We start from the raw sequence: 22228 nt of genomic DNA, 5'->3' as shown, positions 1-22228 counted from the left end.
GATGATGCTCGGTACGGATGTTTCTGGCCTGTCGACCACCGCAGCCAACGCCGCGGCACAGGGGCTGTCGATCGTCGTCCCCTTGTACAACGAGGCCGCCGGGCTGGCACTTCTGCACCAGCGGCTGAGTGGAATGGCGAAAGCGCTGCGGCAGCGCTTCGGCCTTGCCAGCGAGGTCGTCTATGTCGATGACGGCAGCGCCGACGCGACGCTCCGCATCGCGCGTGGACTTGCGGCCGATGCGCTCGATGTCCAGGTGGTGTCGCTGTCACGCAATTTCGGCAAGGAAGCCGCGTTGATGGCCGGATTGGACCATGCCCGGCGCGGCGCCGTGCTGTTCATGGACGGTGACGGCCAGCATCCGCCCGATCTGGTCGAGAAGCTGGTCGGCTACTGGATCGATGACGGCTACGATGTGGTCTACACCGCCAAGGCCCATCGCGACAATGAATCGCTGTTCCGGCGGCTTGCCGTGCACGGGTTCTACGCTCTGATCAACTGGGGCGCGCGGCAGAAAATCCCGGAAGATGCCGGCGACTTCCGCCTGCTGTCGCCGCGCGCCGTGGCAGCGTTGCGGCAGCTTCCCGAGCGCAACCGTTTTTTCAAGGGTCTCGCAAGCTGGATCGGCTTCCGGCAGATCCGCGTCGACTACGAACCCGCCGCCCGCGCCCACGGCGTCACCACCTTCAGCCCCGGCCGGCTGGTCGGGCTTTCGATCGAAGGCCTGACGTCTTTCTCGGTGGCGCCGCTGCGGCTGGCCAGCCTGCTCGGCGTGTTGCTCGCTACCGTGGCTTTCCTGTTCGGGCTTTCCATCCTCTGGGAAACCTGGATGAACGGAAAATCCGTCCCCGGTTATCCGTCGCTGGTGGTCGGCCTGATGACCATCGGCGGCGTCCAGCTCATCATGATCGGCATCGTCGGCGAATATATCGGCAAGATTCTTTCCGAGCTGAAGGCACGCCCGATTTATTTCGTGGCCGAGCACAGCGAAAAACGCGCCGCGGCGCAAGTTAGCGACAGCGAACGGACCGCCGCCGAATGAACGAGGCCGCGCCGCCGCGCCGGATTTGGCTGTGCGCCGACGATTACGGTCTTAGCCCCGGCGTCAACCGCGCCATTCGCGAACTGATCGAGCGCGGACGGCTCAATGCCACCTCGGTGATGGTGGTCGGCCCGGCGATCGGCCGCGACGAAGTCAGCGCACTCCAGGCCGTCGTCGCCAGCAGCCCCCGATGCGCGGTCGGCCTCCATGCCACCCTGACCGCGCCGTTCCATCCGCTGACGATGCACTTTCGCCCGCTCGATGGCGGCATGTTCTTTCCGTTTCCGAAGTTGCTGCGCGCGGGCCTGCTCGGGCGGCTCGATCCCGAAATCATCCGCGCGGAATTGATGGCGCAGTTCGCGGCTTTCCAAGAACGGTTTGGGCGCACCCCGGATTTTGTCGACGGTCACCAGCACGCGCAGCTTTTCCCCGCAGTGCGTCACGCGTTTCTGGCTGCGGTGAAGGAAGTCGCGCCCGATGCCTGGGTTCGCCAGGGCGGACGCGATCAACCGCTGGCCAGGCGGCTCGGCGCGCCGAAGGCGTTGTTTCTCGACATTCTCAGCGCGCAATTCCGCAGGCGCGCCGCGCGCGCCGGTATCGCCTTTAATCCCGCTTTCGCCGGCGCCTATGATTTTTCCAGGCAGCCCGACTTCGGCGCGCTGATGGCGCAATTTCTCGAGGGGCTGCCGGAAGATAGCCTAGTGATGTGCCATCCGGGTTTCGTCGACGAAACCCTGGTCAGCCTCGATCCGCTTACGACCCAGCGCGAACATGAATACGCTTTTCTGGGCGGTGAGCATTTCCCGCCATTGCTGGCTGCGAACAATGTTACGTTGGGCTGACGCCGCCCTCGAAAGGCCGCCAGGCATCTTGTCGCAGCCATAAATTAATCTCCGGCGGCACTACTTGCGACACAAAACGCCCCTACATTTCCCCCGCGCTTCGAAAGCGAGGGAGAGAACCCATGACACCGCAAGAACGCCAGTTGGTTGACGATCTTTTCGGCCGGCTTTCCGGAATGGAGAGCGCGCCGCGCGATCCGGACGCCACCGCTGCTATCGCGCAAGGTTTGCGCAGCGCGCCCAATGCGGTTTACGCATTGGTGCAAACGGTGCTGGTTCAGGACGAAGCGCTCAAGCGCGCCAACAGCCGCATTCAGGAACTGGAGGCCGGCGACGCGCCGGAACAAACCCCTTCCGGCGGGTTTCTCGATTCGATGCGCGATGCGATCTTCGGGCAAAACCAGCCACGCGGTTCGGTGCCGAACGTCCGGCCGCCGGAGATCGCCAGCCGCCCGGTCTGGAACAGCGGCCAGGTGCTGCAGCAGGCACAATCTCCGGGATCCTACGATCAGGGTCCGGGGCACTACGATCAGGGTTCATACGGTCAGCCCTATGGTGCGCCCCAGTCGCCCATGGGCGGTGGCGGCTCGTTTCTGGGAACGGCCGCGGCTGCAGCGGCCGGCGTGGTCGGTGGATCGCTGCTGCTCGGCAGCATCCGCTCTATGATGGGCGGCAGCCGTCACGGCTTCGGCGACACCGGCTTGATGGGCGATAAGACCGCCAGCCAGACTCCGTGGAGCGATCAATCCGGCAGCGCGATGGCGCATGATGCCGGAATCGACGACATCGGTTCATCGGCCGGCCGCGCCGGCGATGGTTCACGCGCCGGACTGTTCGATACCGCGCTGAACGATGATGACGACCGTGACGAAATGGATCTCGATTCGGATGACGTCGGCGACGGAGACAGCGACTACGCCTGACGAATTTTCAGACCTGTAAAAGCAAACCGGCCGCTCGATTTGAGCGGCCGTTTTATTTTTGGTTCGCGAAGCCTCGAGATGACGGCAAAGCCGCATCAGATGACGGCGAGCCGCTTCAGATCACGACGACCCGCGCGCCGACGTTGACGCGGCCGTAGAGATCGATGACGTCCTCGTTGCGCATCCGGATGCAACCGGACGAGACGTTGGTGCCGATGGTCCATGGCTCGTTGGAACCGTGGATGCGATAGAGCGAGGATCCCAGATACATCGCGCGGGCGCCGAGCGGGTTCTGCGGGCCGCCCTCCATGTGCCGCGGCAGATCGGGGCGGCGCTGCAACATTTCCGGCGGCGGCGTCCAGTCCGGCCATTCCTTCTTCGCCGAGATCTGCTTGATGCCCGACCAGGTAAATCCCGGCTTGCCGACGCCAACACCATAGCGGAGCGCCTTGCCGTTGCCCTGCACCAGGAACAAAAACTTGTTGGGCGTATCGATGATGATGGTGCCGGCGGCTTCCTTGCCGTGATAGTCGACCTCTTGCTTCTGGTATTTCGGATCGAACGGGCGCTGGGCTGGATCGGTGGCCTCTTCCTGCTGGCGCATGACCTGCTGCGGTTCGGCCCGCGGCAACAGCGGACGCCGCGGCTCGTAGGAGGGTTGCTGCTGATAGACCGGCTGCTGCGGTTGATAACCGCCTTGAGGCTGCCCGTCCCCAAACAGGAACTCGATGAAACCGCCGCCCATGCTGGAGCGCTCGGCATACGCCGTTCGCACCGGCGCAACAGGCCGCTGCGCGGGTTGATCGGCGTAGATCACCGAGGGTTCGGGGAGCGGCGCGGTTTCGAACGCCGCGGCCTGCGGAAGTCCGGCCACCAGACAGGATGCGCTGGCGAGCAACGCAAGAGACATTGTTTTGGACATCGACGTACTCTGTACTGTTTCGTCGTGGAAGCGCCTGACCGGCGCCTTTGCACGCCACCAATTAAAATCAAAACCGCATCGGTTTGGTAAACAGAAACGGCGTTTCGATTCACCACGTCGTCGATTTGGCGCGGTTTTGTCCGGTAGCGTTTATTTTGAGTGAACGCGCGACGCGCATGGTTAATCGTTGGTGTGCGGCGGCTTGTTTACGCTGCAGCCGGGGATTTCCGGCGTGAACCCGGCGTTAAATCGCCTCTGTGTAAAACCTGACGAGTGGAGCTTCAGGAAAATCTCATGCCGGTTCAGCGCAAGCGCTTTCGCATCGAAGAAGCATTTACCGGCGATATGCCGATGTCATCCGGCGGCGGCGATGCCAATCCGATACATCTCGAGATCATGAACGAATTGCGCGCGATCCGCGCCCAGATGGCAAGTCCGTCCCGCGGCATCGTGGCAGCAAATGCGGAAGAGCATTCGGCGTCGCAGAAGGTTGCCGAAGCAACCGCGCTGCTTGAAACCTATCGCGCGCAAATCGAGCAATGCGAGAAGCTCAAGGTCGAACTCGATCTCATTCACGATGCCATCAGCCGCACCAAGCATGAAATAGCGGTCCTGCACGGCAAGAGCTTCAGCGGCGGGGAAATGGCCAAGGCGACCGGCGAACTCGGCGCCGTGGTCGGCGGTACCGAAGAGGCGACCCAGCAGATTCTGGAAGCCGCTGAGGCGATCGACCAGGCGGCGACCGCGCTGACCAAGGTCAATTCGCCGGATCAGCAGAAGCTGCTCAGCGAGGAAATCGGGGAGCGCGTGGTTTCGATCTTCGAGGCCTGCAATTTCCAGGATCTCACCGGCCAGCGCATCAGCAAAGTGATGGCCACGATGAAATTCATCGAAAGCCATATCACGGTCATGATGGACATCTGGGGCGGCGTCGATGCGATCCGGGCCCATGCGCCGCCGCTCGTCGACGAGCGGGAAGGCGACGCCCGCCTGCTGAACGGCCCGAAAAGTGAGGGCGATGTCGGCCACGCCTCGCAGAACGACATCGACGCGTTGTTCGACTGAGCTTCGACTTATGGAAGCTGCCGGGCCACAGCACCCGGCGAGCTAATCACGCCCGCGGCGCGCAGCGGACATAGACCATGTTGCCGTAACGGGTGGCGGCGTCCTTGTCGGTAAAGCGGGTGATCAGCACGCGGCCGTCGAAGGAGACGATTTCGCGATCCTGCTCGCCACCGGCCGGTCCGGGCGGGCCGATATAATTCTTGCCGCTCGGGCTGCCCTTGAGGCGCAATTCCTGCGGCGTCGCCTGGTCGGCCAGATGCATGATCACGCCCCCGGTGGCGCCGGATCCGATCACATAGGGCTGCTTGCACTGCAACCGCGCCGCGGCCTCGGTGCGCGCGCGGTCATTGGGATTCTGGTACGACGCGAGGCCCCAGCGGCCGACAATCTCGTCGGCGCGGATCGTCGCCGGCACTTCGGGCGCCACGCCGGGCTCCTGCGCCGGCCCCGGATTCGACGTCAGGTTAAAGCTGCTGCATGCCCCCAGAAATATCGTCAGCGCCGAGGCGATCCCCAGACTGGCAACCGTCCGCGCGCTACATGACTTGACCATGGTATCCCCCGAACAAAACTCCTGGCCGCACCCGTCCCGCAACCAAGCGCAAAACTCCTGTCGGAGCAACGATATCCAGCAGATTACGCCGGGACCCCGATTTGGTTTCCGAAAAAGCATCCTATATCGGCCTCACCAAGGGCTTAACTCCCTTTGCTTGACAGGATCGGCCTCAAGCCATATTCCCGGGTCACAATTAGCACTCCAAGAGCCCGATTGCTAAGGATACGAGCCGTTGCGCCCCTGGCGGCGCCGAATTCGCTCCGTGTTCCCACCGCTTTCGATCGGCACCAGACCTGAAAACGTAAGCCTCCAAACGGGGCAAATCTTTGGAAGGGAACGTCATGGCTAAAACCAACTTTCGCCCACTGCATGACCGTGTCGTGGTCAAGCGGATCGACGCCGAAGAAAAAACCAAGGGCGGCATCATCATTCCCGACAGCGCCAAGGAAAAGCCCCAGGAAGGCCGGGTCGTCGCCGTCGGCCCGGGCGGCCGCGACGAGGCCGGGAAGCTGATCCCGATCGACATCAAGACCGGCGACCGCGTGCTGTTCGGCAAGTGGTCCGGCACCGAAATCAAGCTCGACGGTGAGGAACTCCTGATCATGAAGGAATCCGACATCATGGGCGTGCTGGCCTGAGACCAACGAGAGAGCCGCTGACCTGGTCGTCGCGTGCGTTGCCTTCTTCCCTTCTCCCCTTGTGGGAGAAGGTGGCGCGGACAAAGTCCGCGCCGGATGAGGGGTCTCGAAGAGAAGCCCGCCAAGCACGATAAAGGGTGCGGCAAGCAAACATATCCAATTCATCCAGGAGTAAATTCAAATGGCTGCCAAGGACGTCAAATTTTCCGGAGACGCGCGCGATCGCATGCTGCGCGGGGTCGATATTCTCGCCAATGCGGTCAAGGTGACGCTCGGTCCCAAGGGCCGCAACGTCGTCATCGAAAAGAGCTTCGGCGCGCCACGCATCACCAAGGACGGCGTCACCGTCGCCAAGGAAATCGAGCTTGAGGACAAGTTCGAGAATATGGGCGCGCAGATGCTGCGCGAAGTCGCCTCCAAGACCAACGATACCGCAGGCGACGGCACCACCACCGCGACCGTGCTGGCGCAGGCGATCGTGCGGGAGGGCGCCAAGTCGGTTGCCGCCGGCATGAACCCGATGGATCTGAAGCGCGGCATCGAGATTGCAGTGACGGCGGTGGTCAAGGACCTCGAGAAGCGCGCCAAGCCGGTGGCCTCGTCATCCGAGGTCGCCCAGGTCGGCACCATCTCCTCCAATGGCGATGCAGCGATCGGCAAGATGATCGCCCAGGCGATGCAGAAGGTCGGCAATGAAGGCGTCATCACGGTCGAGGAGAACAAGTCACTCGAAACCGAAGTCGACATCGTCGAAGGCATGAAATTCGACCGCGGCTATCTTTCACCCTATTTCATCACCAACGCCGAGAAAATGACCGCCGAACTCGAAGACGTCTATGTGCTGCTGCACGAGAAGAAGCTGTCCGGCCTGCAATCGATGCTGCCGGTGCTGGAAGCCGTGGTGCAGTCCGGCAAGCCGCTATTGATCGTCGCCGAGGACGTCGAAGGCGAAGCCCTGGCGACGCTGGTCGTCAACCGCCTGCGCGGCGGGTTGAAAGTCGCCGCCGTCAAGGCGCCCGGCTTCGGCGACCGCCGCAAGGCAATGCTGGAAGACATCGCGATCCTGACCGGCGGTCAGCTGATTTCGGATGAACTCGGCATGAAGCTCGAAAGCGTGACCGTCAACATGCTGGGACGCGCGCGCAAGGTGGTGATCGACAAGGAAAACACCACGATCGTCAGCGGCGCCGGCAAGAAAAAGGACATCGAAGCCCGCGTCGGCCAGATCAAGGCGCAGATCGAGGAAACCACCTCGGACTACGACCGCGAGAAGCTGCAGGAGCGCCTGGCCAAGCTCGCCGGCGGCGTCGCGATCATTCGGGTCGGAGGTGCCACCGAAATCGAGGTCAAGGAGAAGAAGGATCGCGTCGAGGATGCCCTCAATGCGACCCGCGCAGCAGTGCAGGAAGGCATCGTGCCGGGCGGCGGCGTCGCCTTGCTGCGCGCCAAGAAGGCCGTCGGCCGCATCACCAACGACAACTCCGATGTGCAGGCCGGCATCAATATCGTGCTCAAGGCGCTGGAAGCTCCGGTGCGCCAGATCGCCGAGAATGCCGGGGTCGAGGGCTCGATCGTGGTCGGCAAGATCCTGGAGAACAAGTCCGAGACCTTCGGCTTCGATGCGCAAACCGAGGAATATGTCGACATGGTCTCCAAAGGCATCATCGATCCGGCCAAGGTGGTGCGCACGGCGCTGCAGGACGCCGCCTCGGTCGCCGGCCTGCTGGTGACCACCGAAGCCATGGTCGCCGAGTTGCCAAAGGAGCCGGCGCCGCCGATGCCCGGCGGTGGCGGCGGCATGGGTGGCATGGGCGGCATGGGCTTCTGAGCCGGCCGCATTGGTATCGTCGCGATCGCGAAGGCCGCCTCCGGGCGGCCTTCTTTTTGGGGTGATTTGCGCCGAGCTTTGCCGGCAAGGACCTGGTTTCGATTCATTCGCAGCCAAAAAGGCTCTACGGTAACAACCGATTCTGTCCCCTCGAGGAATTTTGATATGCGCGCGTTTTTGTTCTGCCTGGTCGGCCTGATAACGGCCTCGTCGACTCCGGTCTTTGCCCAGATGAAGCTCTTGACCAAGCCCGCGAATGCCAATGAAACAAGGTATTTCACCTCCATCGACGGGTTGATGGAAGGCAATGCCGACGTCATCCTCAAGGAGGCCCGTCAGGGCAAGAACGTCACCTCCGCGGTGCTCGACGTTTGCTACCCCGTCGAGAAAGGCTCCGACCGCAAGGACCGCTTTGTCGCTAACCTCGCCGTGAACGGTCAGACCATGACCGGCACCACGCAAAGCCTTGGCGACAAATTGCCGGTCACGGTGAAACTCGTGCGCAAGCCGACCGGCGACACGTTCGAATTCAAGGGCCAGATCAGCGTCGGCCAGACCGTGACGGAAGTGACCTCGTCGGATAATTCCGACATCAGCGAAAAGGAATTCCAGGACAACCAGTCGAGTGATGACAACATCGCTGCATCGCCAAAGGATTTTAGCGAAGTCTCTCCGGAATCGATCGGCGTCAAGGTCAAGCTGGATGCTGCGGCGGATTTCCTCAGGAGTCTGAAGGGACAGGACGTCGAGGTGGCCCTCAGCAGCCTCGCCGTTTCCTGCGAGGCGCTGCGCGCCGGCGAGCAGACCATCAACATCAGCGCCGATCCGGATCGCGCCGCGGCGCTGATCGCAAAATACAGGTCGGCGCCCGGCGTGGTCGCCGCCGGCTGGACCAGCGGCATTCTGGAAATCGAGCGCACCATCCGCTTCGCAGCCGCCGACTGGCGCGACGGCGACAAGCTCAACAGGGACAGGCTCGCCGCCGCGGTCGCAGCGGTCCTGACCAAAACCCTTGCGGCGAAATCGTCGTCGTCGGCAACATGGAACCCCAATACCGGCAAGCTGAAATTGACCTTCAAGCGGCCGAGCCAGATGTTCCCCGCGCTCGATCTCACCGAGACCATCGAGGTTGCCGCCCTAGTGGCGCCGGACAAGCCCGGCACGTCCGACCGGTTATTGCTGTGGATCGGCACCCCGACCGTTACCACCACGGACGAATCCGCCGGCGCAAGGCTCAATCTGACCGATGAATCCAGCGGCGACGAGGAAGGCGATCCCAAGGACGACAACGGCTCGCTCGATGCGCTGGCCAAGGAGTTCAAAGGCCAGCGCTGGGACGCGGATAAATCGGTCTGGAAATGAGACGAGAGTCCCGTTTCGATCGGATCAAAACGGGACTCTGGACTCCAGTTTTGAGGCGTTTTCTTTCCGCGAACCGGTATCCACTTCGCTCGAAAACGTTCTAGTTGGTAAGGAGACGGAATCGCAGCGGCCTGGTTCCGATGAATGAAATGAGATCGCCCTGCCGCCTCCAGGTCGCCGCCTCGCTCAACGCCGCAACCAGTTCATCGTCGGCCTGCGCCTTGGCCGGCGGACAGGCGCGATCTTCCAGCGGGCCGGCGACGAAAATCACGGTATTGCCCGCGACCGAGAACTGGCCCTTGCCGCCCTTGCACCACAACTCCAGCGTCGCCTCGCCGCTGTCGCCGATCTGCATCGTCGGGACCCGCTTCGATCCGGGCTGCCGGGCTGCATCCAGTGTCATCTCGAATCCGAACGGAAATCCCTCCTGAGCGCGAGCCGGGCCGGCGTTGAAGGCAGCCGCGGTTAGAATAAACGTGCCCGCGGCTTGCTTCAAAAACCTTTTCGCTGAAAACATGCTGCCTCTCGAACTATCGCCGCACCGCCGCGCGCTGTTCTAATGGGCGAATGTGATCTTGACCAGATTGGCCGCAAAAAAGATTTACCGGTTCGCCAAAACAAATCCCCGCGGCAGCGGCCGCGGGGATTTTCACCGGTCGTAAACGACGGTCCTTTATTTCAGGACCATGGCCGTGAACGGATAGACATAGGCCTGCAGCATCACGAACAGCCCGACCAGGCACGCCAGCGCGATCGAGTGCTTGAACACGAAGCGCAAAATCGTGCTTTCGTGCCCGACCCAGTTGGTGGCGGTCGAGGCGACCACGATCGACTGCGCGTCGATCATCTTGCCCATGACGCCGCCGGACGAGTTGGCCGCACCCATCAGGATCGGCGACAGCCCGAGCTGCTGCGAGGTGATCTTCTGCAGGTTGCCGAACAGGATGTTCGACGACGTATCCGATCCCGTCAGCGCGACACCGAGCCAGCCCAGCAGGGTGCCGAAGAAGGGATAGAGCACGCCGGTTGCCGCAAAGGCGAGACCGAGCGTCGCGTCAACGCCGGAGAGCCGGGTCAGGGTGCCGATCGCCAGCATCGCCGAGATCGTGATCAGCGAATACGCACACAATTTGATGGTGCGCCCGTATTCGCTGACGATCTTGCCCGGCGACAGCCCCATGATGAAGCCCGCGATAATGGCGGCGATCAGCATGCCGGTGCCGGTAAACGACAGATAGGTGAATGAGAAGATCGCAGCTTCCTTGGTCGGCGCCGGCACCACCGGCGCAACCTTGTTGATCATGTTGTGCAATTCGGGAACCGCATAGTTCCAGGTGAAGATCGGATTCACCGCGGCCTTGAACCAGCCGGTGCCCCAGACTAGCAGAATCGCGCACAGGATGATCCACGGCAGCAACGCGGTGAACAGTTCTCCCGGCGTCAGCGGCGTCGGATCGATCAGCTTGGCCGGTGGCATCGTGCTGGCGGATTCGTCATTGCCGCGCAACGCGGGCGACAGCCAGAGCACCTTCGGCTGCCAGACTTTCAGGAACAGGATCAGGCAGCCCATCGAAATCAGCGATGCGCCGATATCGACGATCCACGGGTTGATGTAGTTCGAGATCAGGAATTGCGGGATCGCGAACGACACGCCGGTGACGAGAATGGCCGGCCAGACTTCCTTCATGCCTTTCCAGCCGGCGAATGCCCACACCACCCAGAACGGCACGATCAGCGAGAAAATCGGCAACTGCCGTCCGACCATCGCGCCCAGAATATAGGGATCGAGACCGGTTACCGACGCGAGGCCCTGGATCGGGGTACCCAGCGCGCCGTAGGCAACCGGCGCCGTATTGGCGATCAGCGACAGGCCGGATGCTGCAAGCGGCGAGAAACCGAGCCCGATCAGGATCGCACCCGTGATCGCCACCGGGGTGCCGAAGCCGGATGCGCCCTCGAAGAACGCGCCGAATGAAAATGCGATCAGCAACAGCTGCAATCGCCGGTCGGTCGTGACACCGCCCACGGCGCGCTTGAGCGCTTCAAACCGGCCGGCGGAAACCGTCAGCTGGTACATGAAGATGACGTTCAGCACGATCCAGCCGATCGGGAAGAAACCGGTGACGATGCCCAGCAGCGAAGCCCGGATCGCCAGGTTGGCCGGCATGGTGAACAGAAAGATCGCCACCAGGTTGGCCAGCACCAGCGCGGTGATGGCAGCGATATGTACCTTGACCTTGCCGCTCGCGATCAGCACCAGCAGCGTGACGACGGGTACCGCCGCAGCGATCGTCGAAAGCGTGGTATTGTTGAACGGATTATAGACTTGATCCCACATTGCGGTTCCTCCCCACGCCATTATGCGGTGCCCCGGCCAGCGTGGACGGTCAGGTGCGCCTGGCGTGATCGCGGGGGATGTCTATGCAATGAAGCAAGGTCGGCCGCGGATTTGGGCAATGCCACCCCGCTCACAACCTCGCGAAAGTATAAGGACCCCCGCCCCTCGCCGTTGGGCCCATGCTAGGGTTGACTCGAAGCCGGGAACAAGCAAACCCGGATCGCGAGAGCTAGGACTTTAGTCTAACGATCCGTAATTCTCTCATTTTTTCAGGCCTTTGAAGCCAACCTGCAGGAGATCGTAATCTGTGAACAACATCCGCTCGACGCTCGCAACCGTGTGGCGGATCGCTGCCCCGTATTTTTCCTCGGAGGACAAGTGGGCGGGCCGCGGTCTTCTAGCCGCGGTGATCGCCATTGAACTTGCTTCGGTATTCCTGACCGTCCTGTTCAACCGCTGGAACAATGTTTTCTACAATGCGCTTCAGGAACGCAACCAGGCCGTTTTCACCTACCAGATCGGTTATTTCGCCGTACTCGCCGTTTTCTGGATCACGTTGAAAGTCTACCAGCTCTATCTCAATCAGTGGCTGCAGATCCGGTGGCGGCAATGGATGACCGCCCGGTATCTCGGCGGCTGGCTGCACGACGCCAATCACTACCGGATGCAGCTGCTCGGCGACGCCGCCGACAACCCCGACCAGCGCATCGCCGAGGACACCCAGCGTTTCGTCGACCAGACGCTTGCTCTCGGCATCGGGCTTTTGAGTTCGGTCGTGACCTTGGCATCCTTCGTCTTCATTCTCTGGGGCCTGTCCAATGAAGCGCCGCTGCACCTGTTTGGCAGGGACATCCCGATTCCAGGCTATCTGGTGTGGGGCGCGCTGATCTACGCGCTGCTCGGGACGACGTTGACCCATCTGATCGGCTGGCCGCTGGTCGGGCTCAATTTCCAGCAGCAGCGCTATGAAGCCGATTTCCGCTTCAATCTGGTTCGCACGCGCGAAAATGCCGAGCAGATCGCCTTGCTGCGGGGCGAGCCGGCCGAGCGGACGCGGTTGCTGGGACGATTCGCCTTCGTGGTGCAGAACTGGCTCGACATCATGCAGCGCACCAAGAAGCTGACCGCCTTTACCGCAAGCTATTCGCAGGCCTCCGTGATCTTTCCCTACGTGCTGATCGCGCCGGCCTATTTTGCGGAAAAGATCCAGCTCGGCGGCATGATGCAAACCGCATCCGCCTTCAGCAGCGTGCAGGATTCGTTGTCGTTCTTCATCTCGTCGTACCGCACGCTCGCCGAATGGCAATCGGTGGTGGCGCGCCTCCACGGGTTCGAGACGTCAATTCAAAATGCCGACGCCCTGTTGAACAGGGAAAACATCGTCCACGTCGCGTCCGACGACAAAGGGACCATCGATCTTGAGAAGCTTCTGGTCAGCCTGCCCAATGGCGTCCCGCTGGTGACGGCGGACGGCTTCAAACTCCGCACCGGTGAACGCACCTTGCTGACGGGTCCATCGGGTTCCGGCAAGTCCACGTTATTCCGCGCCATTGCCGACGTTTGGCCGTTCGGCACCGGCTCGATTGCGATCCCCGCCAACACCACGCTGATGATGATGCCGCAGCGGCCGTATTTTCCGGTCGGCTCGCTACAGGCTGCGATCGTGTACCCCGCGGAAGCGAGCGCGTTCAGTCCGGATCGGGTCAGGGGTACGCTAGTCGCGGTAGGCCTGCCTCAGCTTGCCTCGAGGCTCGACGAAGATGCGCACTGGAACCGAATGCTGTCGCTGGGCGAGCAACAACGGCTGGGGCTCGCCCGCGCGCTGCTGCATGCCCCGCAATATCTGTTTCTCGATGAAGCAACCGCATCGCTCGATGAAGCCGCCGAGGCCACGCTCTACCGTCTGCTCGAGGAGAAATTGCCGGCGACCACCATCGTCTCGATCGGTCATCGCTCGACCCTTGAGGCATTCCATCAGCGCAATATAGCGCTGGTGCAGCAGGGCGAGCTATTCGCGCTGCGCGACCGCGGCGAGGATGCGAGGCCGTCGTAACAGCTAAACCCCTCCGTGCGTCCCGTCTCATCATCAGGCGGCCCGCCATAGCAAAAGGGGCGGCAGATCGCTCTGCCGCCCCCGTGATCTCAAGATAGATAGAGTCTACTTCAGGTTGGTCATCGCGGTCAGGTCAGCCGAGAGCTTGGCGATGCCGGCCGAGCCGCACCAGTTGGAGCCAACGCCAGACGGATTGATCGGAGTGAAGCTGGTTAGATTGGAAGTGGTGTAGGCGCTGGTGAAGGCGTTGCAATTACCCTTCGAAAGGTCGGTGTCCGAGTAACGCAGATCGAGGGTGAATACCTTATAAGTGAAGCCGATACCGATGTTCCAGGTGTTGTAGTCGGCATATTTGATGCCCAACGGAAATCCCGAGACGCCGTAGAAGGAGTCTGAGGTTCCGAGCCACTGCCGGCCGAACTCGCCCGAGGCATACATGCCGACGCCGCTGGTACCGAACATCGTGCTCGGCGCGGTGTACTTGCCGGTAACCGACGCATAATTGCCCCAGGCGCCGGAGTGCAGGAAGTTCGGGGAGTAATACTCGTTCACTCCGAACTGCCAGTTGTCGTTCACGGTGTAGTTCACCTTGCCGTAAACTTCGAAGAAGCTCACGTCCTTCTTCATCACGTTGCCGTTGTTAAGAAAGATCGTATTGATGTCGATCGGACAGACATTGCCGCCGGGAAATGGAGCGCCGATGAAGAAGGTATTGTCGGCGCAATGCCCACCCGGATACAGGTAACCCCAGAGGCCGAAATCGAAGGCGAAGGCGCCGAAGGTCGGACGAATACCGCCGTAGACATCGACCTCGGCCGCGGCCCGGTTGGAAAACGAAATGCTCTCGAACGAGGTGCCGACGTAGAGTTGCAGATCCTTGCTGACATTGTAGCGCGGCTCGAAATAGGCCGCCACCGAGGGTTGGTGGTTGGACTGGGTGACACCGCGGAAGATATAGTCGTTCATGATCGCGCTGCCGAAAGCGATATCCCAGGGATCGAATGGCGCCGGCGGCGGCGCCTTGGCGGCCTTCAGAGGCAAATCAGCGGCGAAAGCGGAACCGACAGTTGTCGCACCGCCAGCAGTCATTGCAAGAACAGCTGCGACCCAAACCATTTTCTTCATGACGATCCCCATCACATTTCAAAAAAACAGCCCAATTCCGACGCCCCCCGGGGACTGGCGATACCGGCTGTAACCAAAGTCCTTAACCTCAGCCCAATCTGGAACGTGCCATCCACCGCGGAAAGCAAAAAACGCGAGCATCTGCCGACTTTTTAGGCGTATTGGCCGTTCCAGATAAGGTTGTTGCCAAGTGTTGTATTCTAACAACAAATTGGGACCGCTTATACCGCCAGAAGCGCATCTTCCAGACGGCGGGGGAGCGCGCGACCACACTATTTGCCGCCGAGTGCGAATCAGGCCGCACCGAGAGCATCGATTCGGTCGGGAAAAACACACGCAAAAAAGCCGCAGCGGCGAGCGCTGCGGCCTTGAAACGTAACCCGCGGAAACGGAAGCGCCGAACGCGCTCGGTTACTCGTCGTCCCCGCTGGCAGGCGACGAGCTTGAACTGTGGCCGTCCGAATGCCCCCATGACGGGGCAGGACTCGGTGCGGCCGGAGCCGGGCTGGGAGCGGCCCAACTCGGCGCCGACGGCGCAGGTGCCGGCTTTGGGGTGGGAGCGGGGGCTGCAACCGGTCTCGGTGCCGCGGCCATCGGTTCCGGCTTGGGCGCGGCAGGTTTGGACGCCGCTTTCTTTTTCGCAGGACGCTTTTTGGCGCTGGCCTTCTTGGCTGATTTTTTCGGCGCCGCCGCCTTGGACTTCTTGGCGGACTTCTTGGCCTTTTTCGCCGATTTCTTGCCGGATTTCTTGGCCGTTTTCTTCGAAGATTTCTTCGCGGATTTCTTCTTCGCCGTCACAAGCTTTTTCTTCTTACTCTTACTCTTCTTGCCCTTTTTTCCCTTAGCCATCGTGATCCTCCTGTTGCCGCTGGTCTGTGTCCATCGAGCGTTTCGGTTGTCCGCTTGCACGCGGGCTCAATCGATCAGTTCAATCCTGGCCGGGGACCGCCTGTCGCCCAGTCGAGAAGCTCAATCGTGTGGACCACAGGAACTGACGTACCGCCGGCAATCTGCACCATGCATCCAATATTGCCTGCAGCAATCATGTCCGGCCTGACCGTCGCAATGTTGGCGACCTTTCGATCGCGCAATCTGCCCGCAATGTCAGGCTGGAGAATGTTGTACGTTCCCGCCGAACCGCAACACAAGTGGCTCTCGGGTACATCTTTCACCACGAAACCGCTCTTGGAAAGCAATTCTTTCGGGGCTTGCGTGATTTTCTGTCCGTGCTGCAGCGAACAGGCCGAGTGATAGGCGATCACGAGATCGCTTCGTTGCCGCGGCGGCTCTAGATCGATGCCGGCGACATATTCCGTGATATCCTTGGCCAGCGCCGAAATTTTCGCGGCCGGGCCTGCAAAATCGCGGTCCTCGCGCAGCATGAAGCCGTAATCCTTGATCACCGTGCCGCACCCCGATGTCGTCACCAGGATGGCATCGAGACCGTTGCGCCCGGCTTCCGCGGTCCAGACGGCGATGTTGGCCCGGGCGCGCGCCAGCGCGTCGCCGTCGCGTCCCAGATGATGGGTCAGCGCGCCGCAACATTGTTCGTCCTTGACCAGCACGACCTCGATGCCGTGGCGGGTCAAGAAATTGATGGCGGCCTGGTTGATGCGCGGGGCCAGGACCTGTTGGGCGCAGCCTTGCAGCAGCGCGACCCGTCCCCGTCTGGTTCCCAAGGCCGGAAACACGCTCCCGCCGGAAGGACCCGGCGCCGGCAGACGGCCTGGCGCAAGCGCCAGCATCGCCTTGATTCGCCACAGTAAATCCGGCGAATCCGATCCAGCCTTGGGTGCCGGCAGAAGCGCCGCCAGCGGCCGGCCAAACCGCGCCAGAATCATGCTGAGGCGAAACAGTCGCGGCCGCGGCAGAACCCAGGCCAGCATCGTCCGCAACGCCCGCTCGGCCAGCGGGCGCGCATAGTCGTTTTCGATCCGGACCCGCGCCTGATCGACCAGGTGCATATAGTTCACACCCGACGGACAGGTGGTCATGCAGGCAAGGCAGGAGAGACAACGGTCGATGTGCTTGACCACGTCCCGCGTCGGCGGCTTGTCCTTTTCCAGCATCTCCTTGATGAGATAGATTCTGCCCCGCGGACTATCGAGTTCGTCGCCAAGCAGTACATAGGTCGGGCAGGTCGCGGTGCAGAATCCGCAATGCACGCAGGCGCGCAGGATTTTGTCGGCTTCCGCAATGTCGGGATCGGCGAGTTGGGCGAGGCTGAATTCGGTTTTCATGTCGCAACCCTCCGGTCCAGCCGGCCGCGATTGAGGATGTTTTTCGGATCGAAGCTGTGGCGGACGCGTTCGCCCAGGGCGGTCAGGCCGCCAGGCTGCGGATGAAACACATCGACATGGCGCCGGATTTGCTCAGGGGCGCGCAACAGCGTGGCGTGACCGCCGACGGCATCGACCCGCGCCCGCACCAAAGCTGCCTGGGCGTCGGGCTTGGGAGGCAGCGCCGCCCAGATCAGGCCGCCGCCCCAGTCATAGATCACGTCGCCGCCGGTATCTCGCGCCAGCGCCTGACCGAGCGCGCCGCCCGAAGCCGGCGGGCAGACGATCCGCCACACCGGCCACGCTCCCAGCGCGCCGTCGGCCGCGAACGGTTCGATGTCGCGAACCGAACTCCAGATCGCCGCCGAGGCGGCATCTTGCCGAACTTCGGCCGCGCCAAATGGCGCGAGAGCCGAAGCCAGGGCGGCCGCGCGATGCACCGCCGAGGCGGTAATGCCCTCCAGCCGCAGCAAGGTGACCGCCTGCCGGGGCGATCCGAGTTCCGCCAGCCCGCCTGCGGCGGCCTGAAATGCCGAATGCGGCACATGCGCCGCGCCGGACACATCGAATGGCGAACCCAATGCCGCCGTCATCGCCTTGTTTGCGGCGAGGTCATCCAGCCCGCGCAGCACCAGCGTGCGTTCGCTCTCGGATCGCGGCATCACCTTCAGCGTCACTTCGGTCATGACCGCGAGCGTGCCCCAGGATCCCGCCAGCAATTTGCAGAGATCGTAGCCGGTCACGTTCTTCACCACGCGGCCGCCGGCCTTGAAACTGTCGCCGAATCCGGACACGGCATGTGCGCCCAGCAGGTGATCGCGGGCGCCACCGGCCTTGATGCGACGCGGACCGGCGAGGCCGGCGCCGATCATGCCCCCGACGGTTCCGATGTCGGGCGTGCCGAGCAGGCTCGAGGTATTCATCGGCTCGAAGGCAAATTGCTGGTTCCTGGAGTCGATCAGCGACAGTACATCGGCGAGCGGCGCGCCGGCCTGGACCGTAATGATCAGCTCATTCGGCTCATAGGCAGTCACCGCATTGAGCGCGGAAAGGTCGAGCAGCGCATTGGTCGCCATCGGCTGGCCGATCAGCCGCTTGCCGCCATGACCGATGATTTCCAGCGGCTGTTCGCTGGCAATGGCCGCGCGCACCACCTGCTCGACATCCTGGGCGTCGCGTACTTTCAGGGTATCCAAACCAACCGCCTTTCGGGTCCCGCGCCATTCTTCTAAAGGCGCGGCTGGCGGGCACAAGGGCGAGTTTGAAAACCGAAGCGGACATTCGCCCCCAGTCCGCCTGAAGGAGACATCGTCACTTCGATTTGTATCGAAGCATTCGCGAGAACAATTCGTCATATATCGAATTGTACCTGTCAATTGCCGGACCACGCAGCGTCCGGCGATACAGGGGAAAATCACGAAGGAGCGACCACCATGGACCGATATGCAATCAACGAACGAACCATCAGCGACGCCATCAGCGGCGGAGGCCTGCTGGTGGTCGCGCAATGGGAGGCCAGCGAAGGGCAAGCCGACAACGTTGCCGGCATCCTGCGCCGCTTTCTGCCCGAGGCGCAAAGCGAGCCCGGCGCAAAACTGTTCCTGATCGGGCGCGGACGGGAAAATCCGGCGCAGTTCCTGTTCTACGAACTGTTCCGCGACGAGGCCGCTTTCAAGGCGCACCAGGAAAGCGAGCATTTCAAATCCTGTATCGCGGGCGAGGCCTTGCCGCTGCTGGCGAGGCGCGAACGCGTGCAATACGCATTGCTCTAGCCGCCAACAGCGATCTGCGCAGAATCGAAAAACGCAACCGGGCCAACCCCGGTTGCGCGCGCAAACCTTTGATTTTCTTGGGACGACTAGAACCGCGGAATGTCCGGGAAAGCGAGCTTGCCGCCATGGACGTGCACGCGGCCGAGCTCGGCGCAGCGGTGCAGGGTCGGAAATACCTTGCCGGGATTGAGCAGTCCTTGCGCGTCGAATGCGCATTTCAGCCGCTGCTGCTGGTTGAGGTCGATCTCGCTGAACATCTCCGGCATCAGGTCGCGCTTTTCGATGCCGACGCCGTGTTCGCCGGTGAGCACGCCGCCGAGTTCGACGCAGCATCGAAGGATATCGGCGCCGAACGCCTCGGCCTTGTCCATCTCGCCGGGCTTGTTGGCATCGTACAGGATCAGCGGATGCAGGTTGCCGTCGCCGGCATGGAACACGTTGGCGACGCGCAGGCCGTATTTTTCGGAAAGATCGCGGATTCGCGTCAGCGCTTGCGGCAGCGCGCCGCGCGGGATGGTGCCATCCATGCAGAGATAGTCCGGCGAAATCCGGCCGACGGCCGGAAAGGCCGCCTTGCGGCCGGACCAGAACAGGTTTCGCTCGGACTCCGAATTGGAAATCCGGCACGTGGTCGAACCGCAGCTACGCGCGATCGCCTCGACACGGCCGATCAACTCGTCGACCTCGACGCCGGGACCGTCGAGTTCGATGATCAAGAGCGCCTCGACGTCGAGGGGATAGCCGGCATGGACGAAGGCTTCGGCGGCGTGGATCGCCGGCTTGTCCATCATTTCCATGCCGCCGGGGATGATTCCGGCGCCGATGATATCGGCCACGCATTGGCCGGCCGCCTCGACTTGCGCGAAGCCGACCATCAGCGCGCGCGCGGTTTCCGGCTTCTGCAGAATCCGCACCGTGACCTCGGTAATGACACCGAGCAATCCCTCGGACCCCGTGATGATACCCATCAAGTCGTAGCCGGATGTCTCGGCAGACTTGCCGCCGACCTTGATGATTTCGCCCGACATCAGCACGATTTCGCAGCCCAGCACGTTATTGGTGGTCATGCCGTATTTCAGGCAATGCACGCCGCCGGAATTCTCCGCGACATTGCCGCCGATCGAGCAGGCGATCTGCGACGACGGATCGGGCGCATAGTAGAATCCGGCGTCCGCCACCGCCTGGCTGATGGCAAGGTTGGTGACGCCCGGCTCGGTCACCACGACACGGTTGTCGAAATCGATCTCGCGGATGCGCTTGAATTTGCCGAGGCCCAGCAACACCGCATCGGCCAGCGGCAGCGCACCGCCGGACAGCGAGGTGCCGGAGCCGCGCGGCACCACCTTGATGCCCTGTTCGAAGCAATATTTCAGAATCTGCGAGACCTGTTCGGTGGTGTCCGGCAGCACCACCACCATCGGCGGCTGTCGATACGCCATCAGGCCGTCGGACTCGTAAGGGATCATTTCGGCAGCACTTTCGATCACGCCCTCGCCCGGCACGATCGCGCGCAATGCCGCCACGATGCTATCGCGGCGTCCCAGCACAGCCTGATCCGATGCAGGCATCATGATGGTCATGTCAATATCTCCCGCGCCGCAGCGCCCGGCGCTCGCCGATTTGTCATGGCAAATCAAGCACGTCTGGACCGTTTTGGGTAGGTGACCAAGGCGATGGACGGCCGCGATTGCCGGTCATCCGGCAATGCCGCCGGGACTGATGAAACCCGGACGCGTTTGGCGGCTTGTCCACCGCGCGTACGCCATGCCACAAGCGGCTTCAGGCCACCTCGGAACCTCGAAGCGCACCCCCAAAAGAGCACTCCAATGCAAAAACTGAGATTGAGCGCGCTGGTCCTCATCGTCTCATCGCTCGCCGTCTCCGCAGCATTCGCGCAGGATGTCGCCGCCGGCAAGACCTCCTTCAACAAATGCCTGGCCTGTCATGCCATCGGCGAAGGCGCCAAGAACAAGGTCGGCCCGGAGCTTAACGGACTCAATGGCCGCAAGTCCGGCACCGCGCCGGATTATTCCTATTCGGAGGCCAACAAGAATTCGGGGATCACCTGGAACGAGGCCGAATTCAAGGAGTACATCAAGGATCCGAAGGCGAAGGTTCCCAACACCAAGATGTCGTTCGCCGGCATCAAGAACCAGCAGGAGATCAATGATCTCTGGGCGTTCCTCGCGCAATACGACAAGGACGGCAAGATCAAGTAGCCGTCCTGATGCGTCGTCTATCTGGGGTGTTCCGCCGCAGGCCGCGACTTCCGCTACTGGCGATTCGAAGTCCGTGTTCAGTAGCGCTTGACACCGGCGGTATGATTTCCGCGATGCGGCCGTACCGACATATGCAGTCCCGACGCGTCGCCGAGCGGTGCCTGCGAGGCCATCGTACTGGAAAATCCGCGGCCATCGTTCGAATAGATGGAGAAGGCAGGGTCCTGGGCCGCGGCCGCGGCGGGCTCCGAGACCTGCGCCGAGGCAGGCGTCGCAAGGAGCGCGGAAAGAACGAGCGGCGCAGTCAAAAATTTGAAGTTGGTCATGGTATCCTCCTGTCACTGGCGCGCAACCCATGCGCGTGCTGTTCATTGACATGACTGACAGTTAGGCTTTGGTATTCCCTTCGCGCAGGCGTGGCGCAATCACGCTTCGGCGATCAGCATGTGATGTCACACAGGATCAGAACAGCGGCGGCGTTTGCCGTCGGACGGCCTTTTATTTGGAGCTATCCGCGCCCGCGACTTCTGGTTTTTGGCACGGAGCGGACATCGTGCCAGGTCCGCCCTGAGTCCACTTCCGGGGGGATAGCGGAAGTCGGATTTCGGGGCCGTGACGTCTCCGTTTGACCCGAAGCGGACATCGCTTCCGCATTGGAAACGTGATTTCTTGGGTTCTCAAACCTTGTGGGAGGACGGAGCCATGAAAGCCTCGTTACTCTTCGTTGCGAGTCTAGCAGTCGCTATCATCTCGCTGTGCGGCGTAAGTGGCACGGCAGTGTCGCAAACCACAACAGCTTCGGGCGGCACCGCCTTGCTTCCTAACGTCGTGGTCGAAGCGCCGAAGCACCTAGCCAGGCCGCAGCACCTGACGCACCGCGGGGTTGCCCGAAACACCGTATCTCCTCGGACGTCGCCAAGCACTCCCACCCCATCATCGTCGCCGGTTTTGGCACGGCTTGCGCAGCTTGCGAGTGCCAGTGGCAGTTGCGTCGGTGGTTGCCAAACAAGCTTTAGGTCGGGCGACGCCCCTTGGCACGGATGCTCCTTGTCTAGCGGCACGTTGTCGTCAACGTGCAGAAACGTAGGCAACTACAAAACCTATAACGAGTGCATGGAAGCCTCATTGGTAACCGGTTGGAGAACCAATGAAATCACATGGTATTGCAGCAGCTTGGCGTTGAAGTAACGAAAATTCTGTCGAAAATTCATATGAGGCCGTCTCCGTTGGTGGCCGCCCTTTCTCGCGAGCACGGCCTGCGATG

Annotated in this window: 20 protein-coding genes; 10 read left to right on the top strand and 10 right to left on the bottom strand. The window is 62.0% G+C overall.

What is annotated here, in order from left to right; genetic code table 11:
• Nucleotide 1 precedes the first annotated feature (1 nt).
• The 3 genes from E7813_RS14025 to E7813_RS14015 all read left to right on the top strand — a co-directional run bounded on the left by E7813_RS14025 (nucleotide 2) and on the right by E7813_RS14015 (nucleotide 2807).
• Nucleotides 2–1042 (top strand): glycosyltransferase family 2 protein, encoded by a 1041-nt coding sequence (locus E7813_RS14025; protein WP_291574893.1) that lies wholly within the window; start codon nucleotides 2–4, stop codon nucleotides 1040–1042.
• Entirely contained in the window at nucleotides 1039–1884 is an 846-nt protein-coding gene (locus tag E7813_RS14020) for a ChbG/HpnK family deacetylase (protein WP_291574891.1), read from the top strand. Before E7813_RS14025 ends, E7813_RS14020 begins: the two co-directional genes overlap by 4 nt.
• 122 nt (nucleotides 1885–2006) lie before the next feature.
• Nucleotides 2007–2807 (top strand): DUF2076 domain-containing protein, encoded by an 801-nt coding sequence (locus E7813_RS14015; protein WP_291574889.1) that lies wholly within the window; start codon nucleotides 2007–2009, stop codon nucleotides 2805–2807.
• A 115-nt stretch (nucleotides 2808–2922) separates the two neighbouring features.
• Here E7813_RS14015 and E7813_RS14010 read toward each other — a convergent pair whose 3' ends face one another.
• Nucleotides 2923–3729 carry a L,D-transpeptidase gene (locus E7813_RS14010; RefSeq protein WP_291574887.1) on the bottom strand — a complete coding sequence of 269 codons (807 nt, stop codon included), beginning with the start codon at nucleotides 3727–3729 and terminating at the stop codon, nucleotides 2923–2925.
• Between the two features lie 294 nt (nucleotides 3730–4023).
• Here E7813_RS14010 and E7813_RS14005 point away from each other — a divergent pair, with 294 nt between their 5' ends.
• Nucleotides 4024–4794 carry a protein phosphatase CheZ gene (locus E7813_RS14005; protein ID WP_291574885.1) on the top strand — a complete coding sequence of 257 codons (771 nt, stop codon included), beginning with the start codon at nucleotides 4024–4026 and terminating at the stop codon, nucleotides 4792–4794.
• Between the two features lie 46 nt (nucleotides 4795–4840).
• Here E7813_RS14005 and E7813_RS14000 read toward each other — a convergent pair whose 3' ends face one another.
• Nucleotides 4841–5347, bottom strand: coding sequence for a hypothetical protein (locus tag E7813_RS14000; protein ID WP_291574883.1), 507 nt, complete (start codon nucleotides 5345–5347; stop codon nucleotides 4841–4843).
• A gap of 344 nt (nucleotides 5348–5691) precedes the next feature.
• Between E7813_RS14000 and groES the strand changes: the two genes are divergently transcribed.
• The 3 genes from groES to E7813_RS13985 all read left to right on the top strand — a co-directional run bounded on the left by groES (nucleotide 5692) and on the right by E7813_RS13985 (nucleotide 9178).
• Entirely contained in the window at nucleotides 5692–5988 is a 297-nt protein-coding gene (gene groES / locus E7813_RS13995; RefSeq protein ID WP_291574880.1) for a co-chaperone GroES, read from the top strand.
• Nucleotides 5989–6169: 181 nt separating this feature from the next.
• Nucleotides 6170–7816: a chaperonin GroEL gene (gene groL, locus E7813_RS13990; RefSeq protein WP_291574878.1), complete on the top strand. Its 1647-nt coding sequence runs from the start codon at nucleotides 6170–6172 to the stop codon at nucleotides 7814–7816.
• 165 nt (nucleotides 7817–7981) lie between these two features.
• Complete coding sequence (locus E7813_RS13985; protein ID WP_291574876.1) at nucleotides 7982–9178, top strand: hypothetical protein; 1197 nt, start codon at nucleotides 7982–7984, stop codon at nucleotides 9176–9178.
• A gap of 100 nt (nucleotides 9179–9278) precedes the next feature.
• Here the strand turns inward: E7813_RS13985 and E7813_RS13980 are convergent, their stop codons facing one another.
• Together E7813_RS13980 and E7813_RS13975 are read right to left on the bottom strand one after the other, a co-directional pair.
• Complete coding sequence (locus E7813_RS13980; protein ID WP_291574874.1) at nucleotides 9279–9695, bottom strand: META domain-containing protein; 417 nt, start codon at nucleotides 9693–9695, stop codon at nucleotides 9279–9281.
• A 156-nt stretch (nucleotides 9696–9851) separates the two neighbouring features.
• Nucleotides 9852–11516, bottom strand: a complete 1665-nt coding sequence (locus E7813_RS13975; protein WP_291574872.1) for an L-lactate permease — start codon at nucleotides 11514–11516, stop codon at nucleotides 9852–9854.
• 307 nt (nucleotides 11517–11823) lie between these two features.
• On the opposite strand from E7813_RS13975, the gene E7813_RS13970 reads away from it, so the two are divergent.
• Nucleotides 11824–13569, top strand: a complete 1746-nt coding sequence (locus tag E7813_RS13970; protein ID WP_291574870.1) for an ABC transporter ATP-binding protein/permease — start codon at nucleotides 11824–11826, stop codon at nucleotides 13567–13569.
• A 105-nt stretch (nucleotides 13570–13674) separates the two neighbouring features.
• Here the strand turns inward: E7813_RS13970 and E7813_RS13965 are convergent, their stop codons facing one another.
• From E7813_RS13965 to E7813_RS13950, 4 genes are all read right to left on the bottom strand, one after another.
• On the bottom strand, nucleotides 13675–14694 hold the full coding sequence (locus tag E7813_RS13965) for a TorF family putative porin (protein WP_291574868.1): 1020 nt from the start codon (nucleotides 14692–14694) through the stop codon (nucleotides 13675–13677).
• A 411-nt stretch (nucleotides 14695–15105) separates the two neighbouring features.
• Entirely contained in the window at nucleotides 15106–15543 is a 438-nt protein-coding gene (locus tag E7813_RS13960; RefSeq protein WP_291574866.1) for a hypothetical protein, read from the bottom strand.
• Between the two features lie 74 nt (nucleotides 15544–15617).
• On the bottom strand, nucleotides 15618–16934 hold the full coding sequence (locus E7813_RS13955; RefSeq protein WP_291574865.1) for a heterodisulfide reductase-related iron-sulfur binding cluster: 1317 nt from the start codon (nucleotides 16932–16934) through the stop codon (nucleotides 15618–15620).
• Nucleotides 16931–18169: an FAD-binding protein gene (locus E7813_RS13950; RefSeq protein ID WP_291574863.1), complete on the bottom strand. Its 1239-nt coding sequence runs from the start codon at nucleotides 18167–18169 to the stop codon at nucleotides 16931–16933. The genes E7813_RS13955 and E7813_RS13950 overlap by 4 nt, the downstream gene beginning before the upstream one ends.
• 237 nt (nucleotides 18170–18406) lie before the next feature.
• On the opposite strand from E7813_RS13950, the gene E7813_RS13945 reads away from it, so the two are divergent.
• Entirely contained in the window at nucleotides 18407–18745 is a 339-nt protein-coding gene (locus E7813_RS13945; RefSeq protein WP_291574861.1) for an antibiotic biosynthesis monooxygenase, read from the top strand.
• Between the two features lie 86 nt (nucleotides 18746–18831).
• On the opposite strand, the gene E7813_RS13940 is transcribed toward E7813_RS13945, so the two are convergent.
• Nucleotides 18832–20325 carry an FAD-linked oxidase C-terminal domain-containing protein gene (locus E7813_RS13940; protein ID WP_291574859.1) on the bottom strand — a complete coding sequence of 498 codons (1494 nt, stop codon included), beginning with the start codon at nucleotides 20323–20325 and terminating at the stop codon, nucleotides 18832–18834.
• Nucleotides 20326–20571: 246 nt separating this feature from the next.
• Here E7813_RS13940 and cycA point away from each other — a divergent pair, with 246 nt between their 5' ends.
• Nucleotides 20572–20964 (top strand): cytochrome c-550 CycA, encoded by a 393-nt coding sequence (gene cycA, locus E7813_RS13935; protein WP_291574858.1) that lies wholly within the window; start codon nucleotides 20572–20574, stop codon nucleotides 20962–20964.
• A gap of 77 nt (nucleotides 20965–21041) precedes the next feature.
• Here cycA and E7813_RS13930 read toward each other — a convergent pair whose 3' ends face one another.
• Nucleotides 21042–21290, bottom strand: a complete 249-nt coding sequence (locus E7813_RS13930) for a hypothetical protein (RefSeq protein ID WP_291574855.1) — start codon at nucleotides 21288–21290, stop codon at nucleotides 21042–21044.
• Between the last annotated feature and the right edge of the window lie 938 nt (nucleotides 21291–22228).

The sequence above is a fragment of the Bradyrhizobium sp. genome (assembly GCF_004799405.1).
In the GTDB taxonomy this organism is placed as follows: Bacteria; Pseudomonadota; Alphaproteobacteria; order Rhizobiales; family Xanthobacteraceae; genus Bradyrhizobium.
The sequence above is the reverse complement of the archived record's forward strand: the minus strand, read 5'-3'. Positions and strand labels throughout refer to the sequence as shown.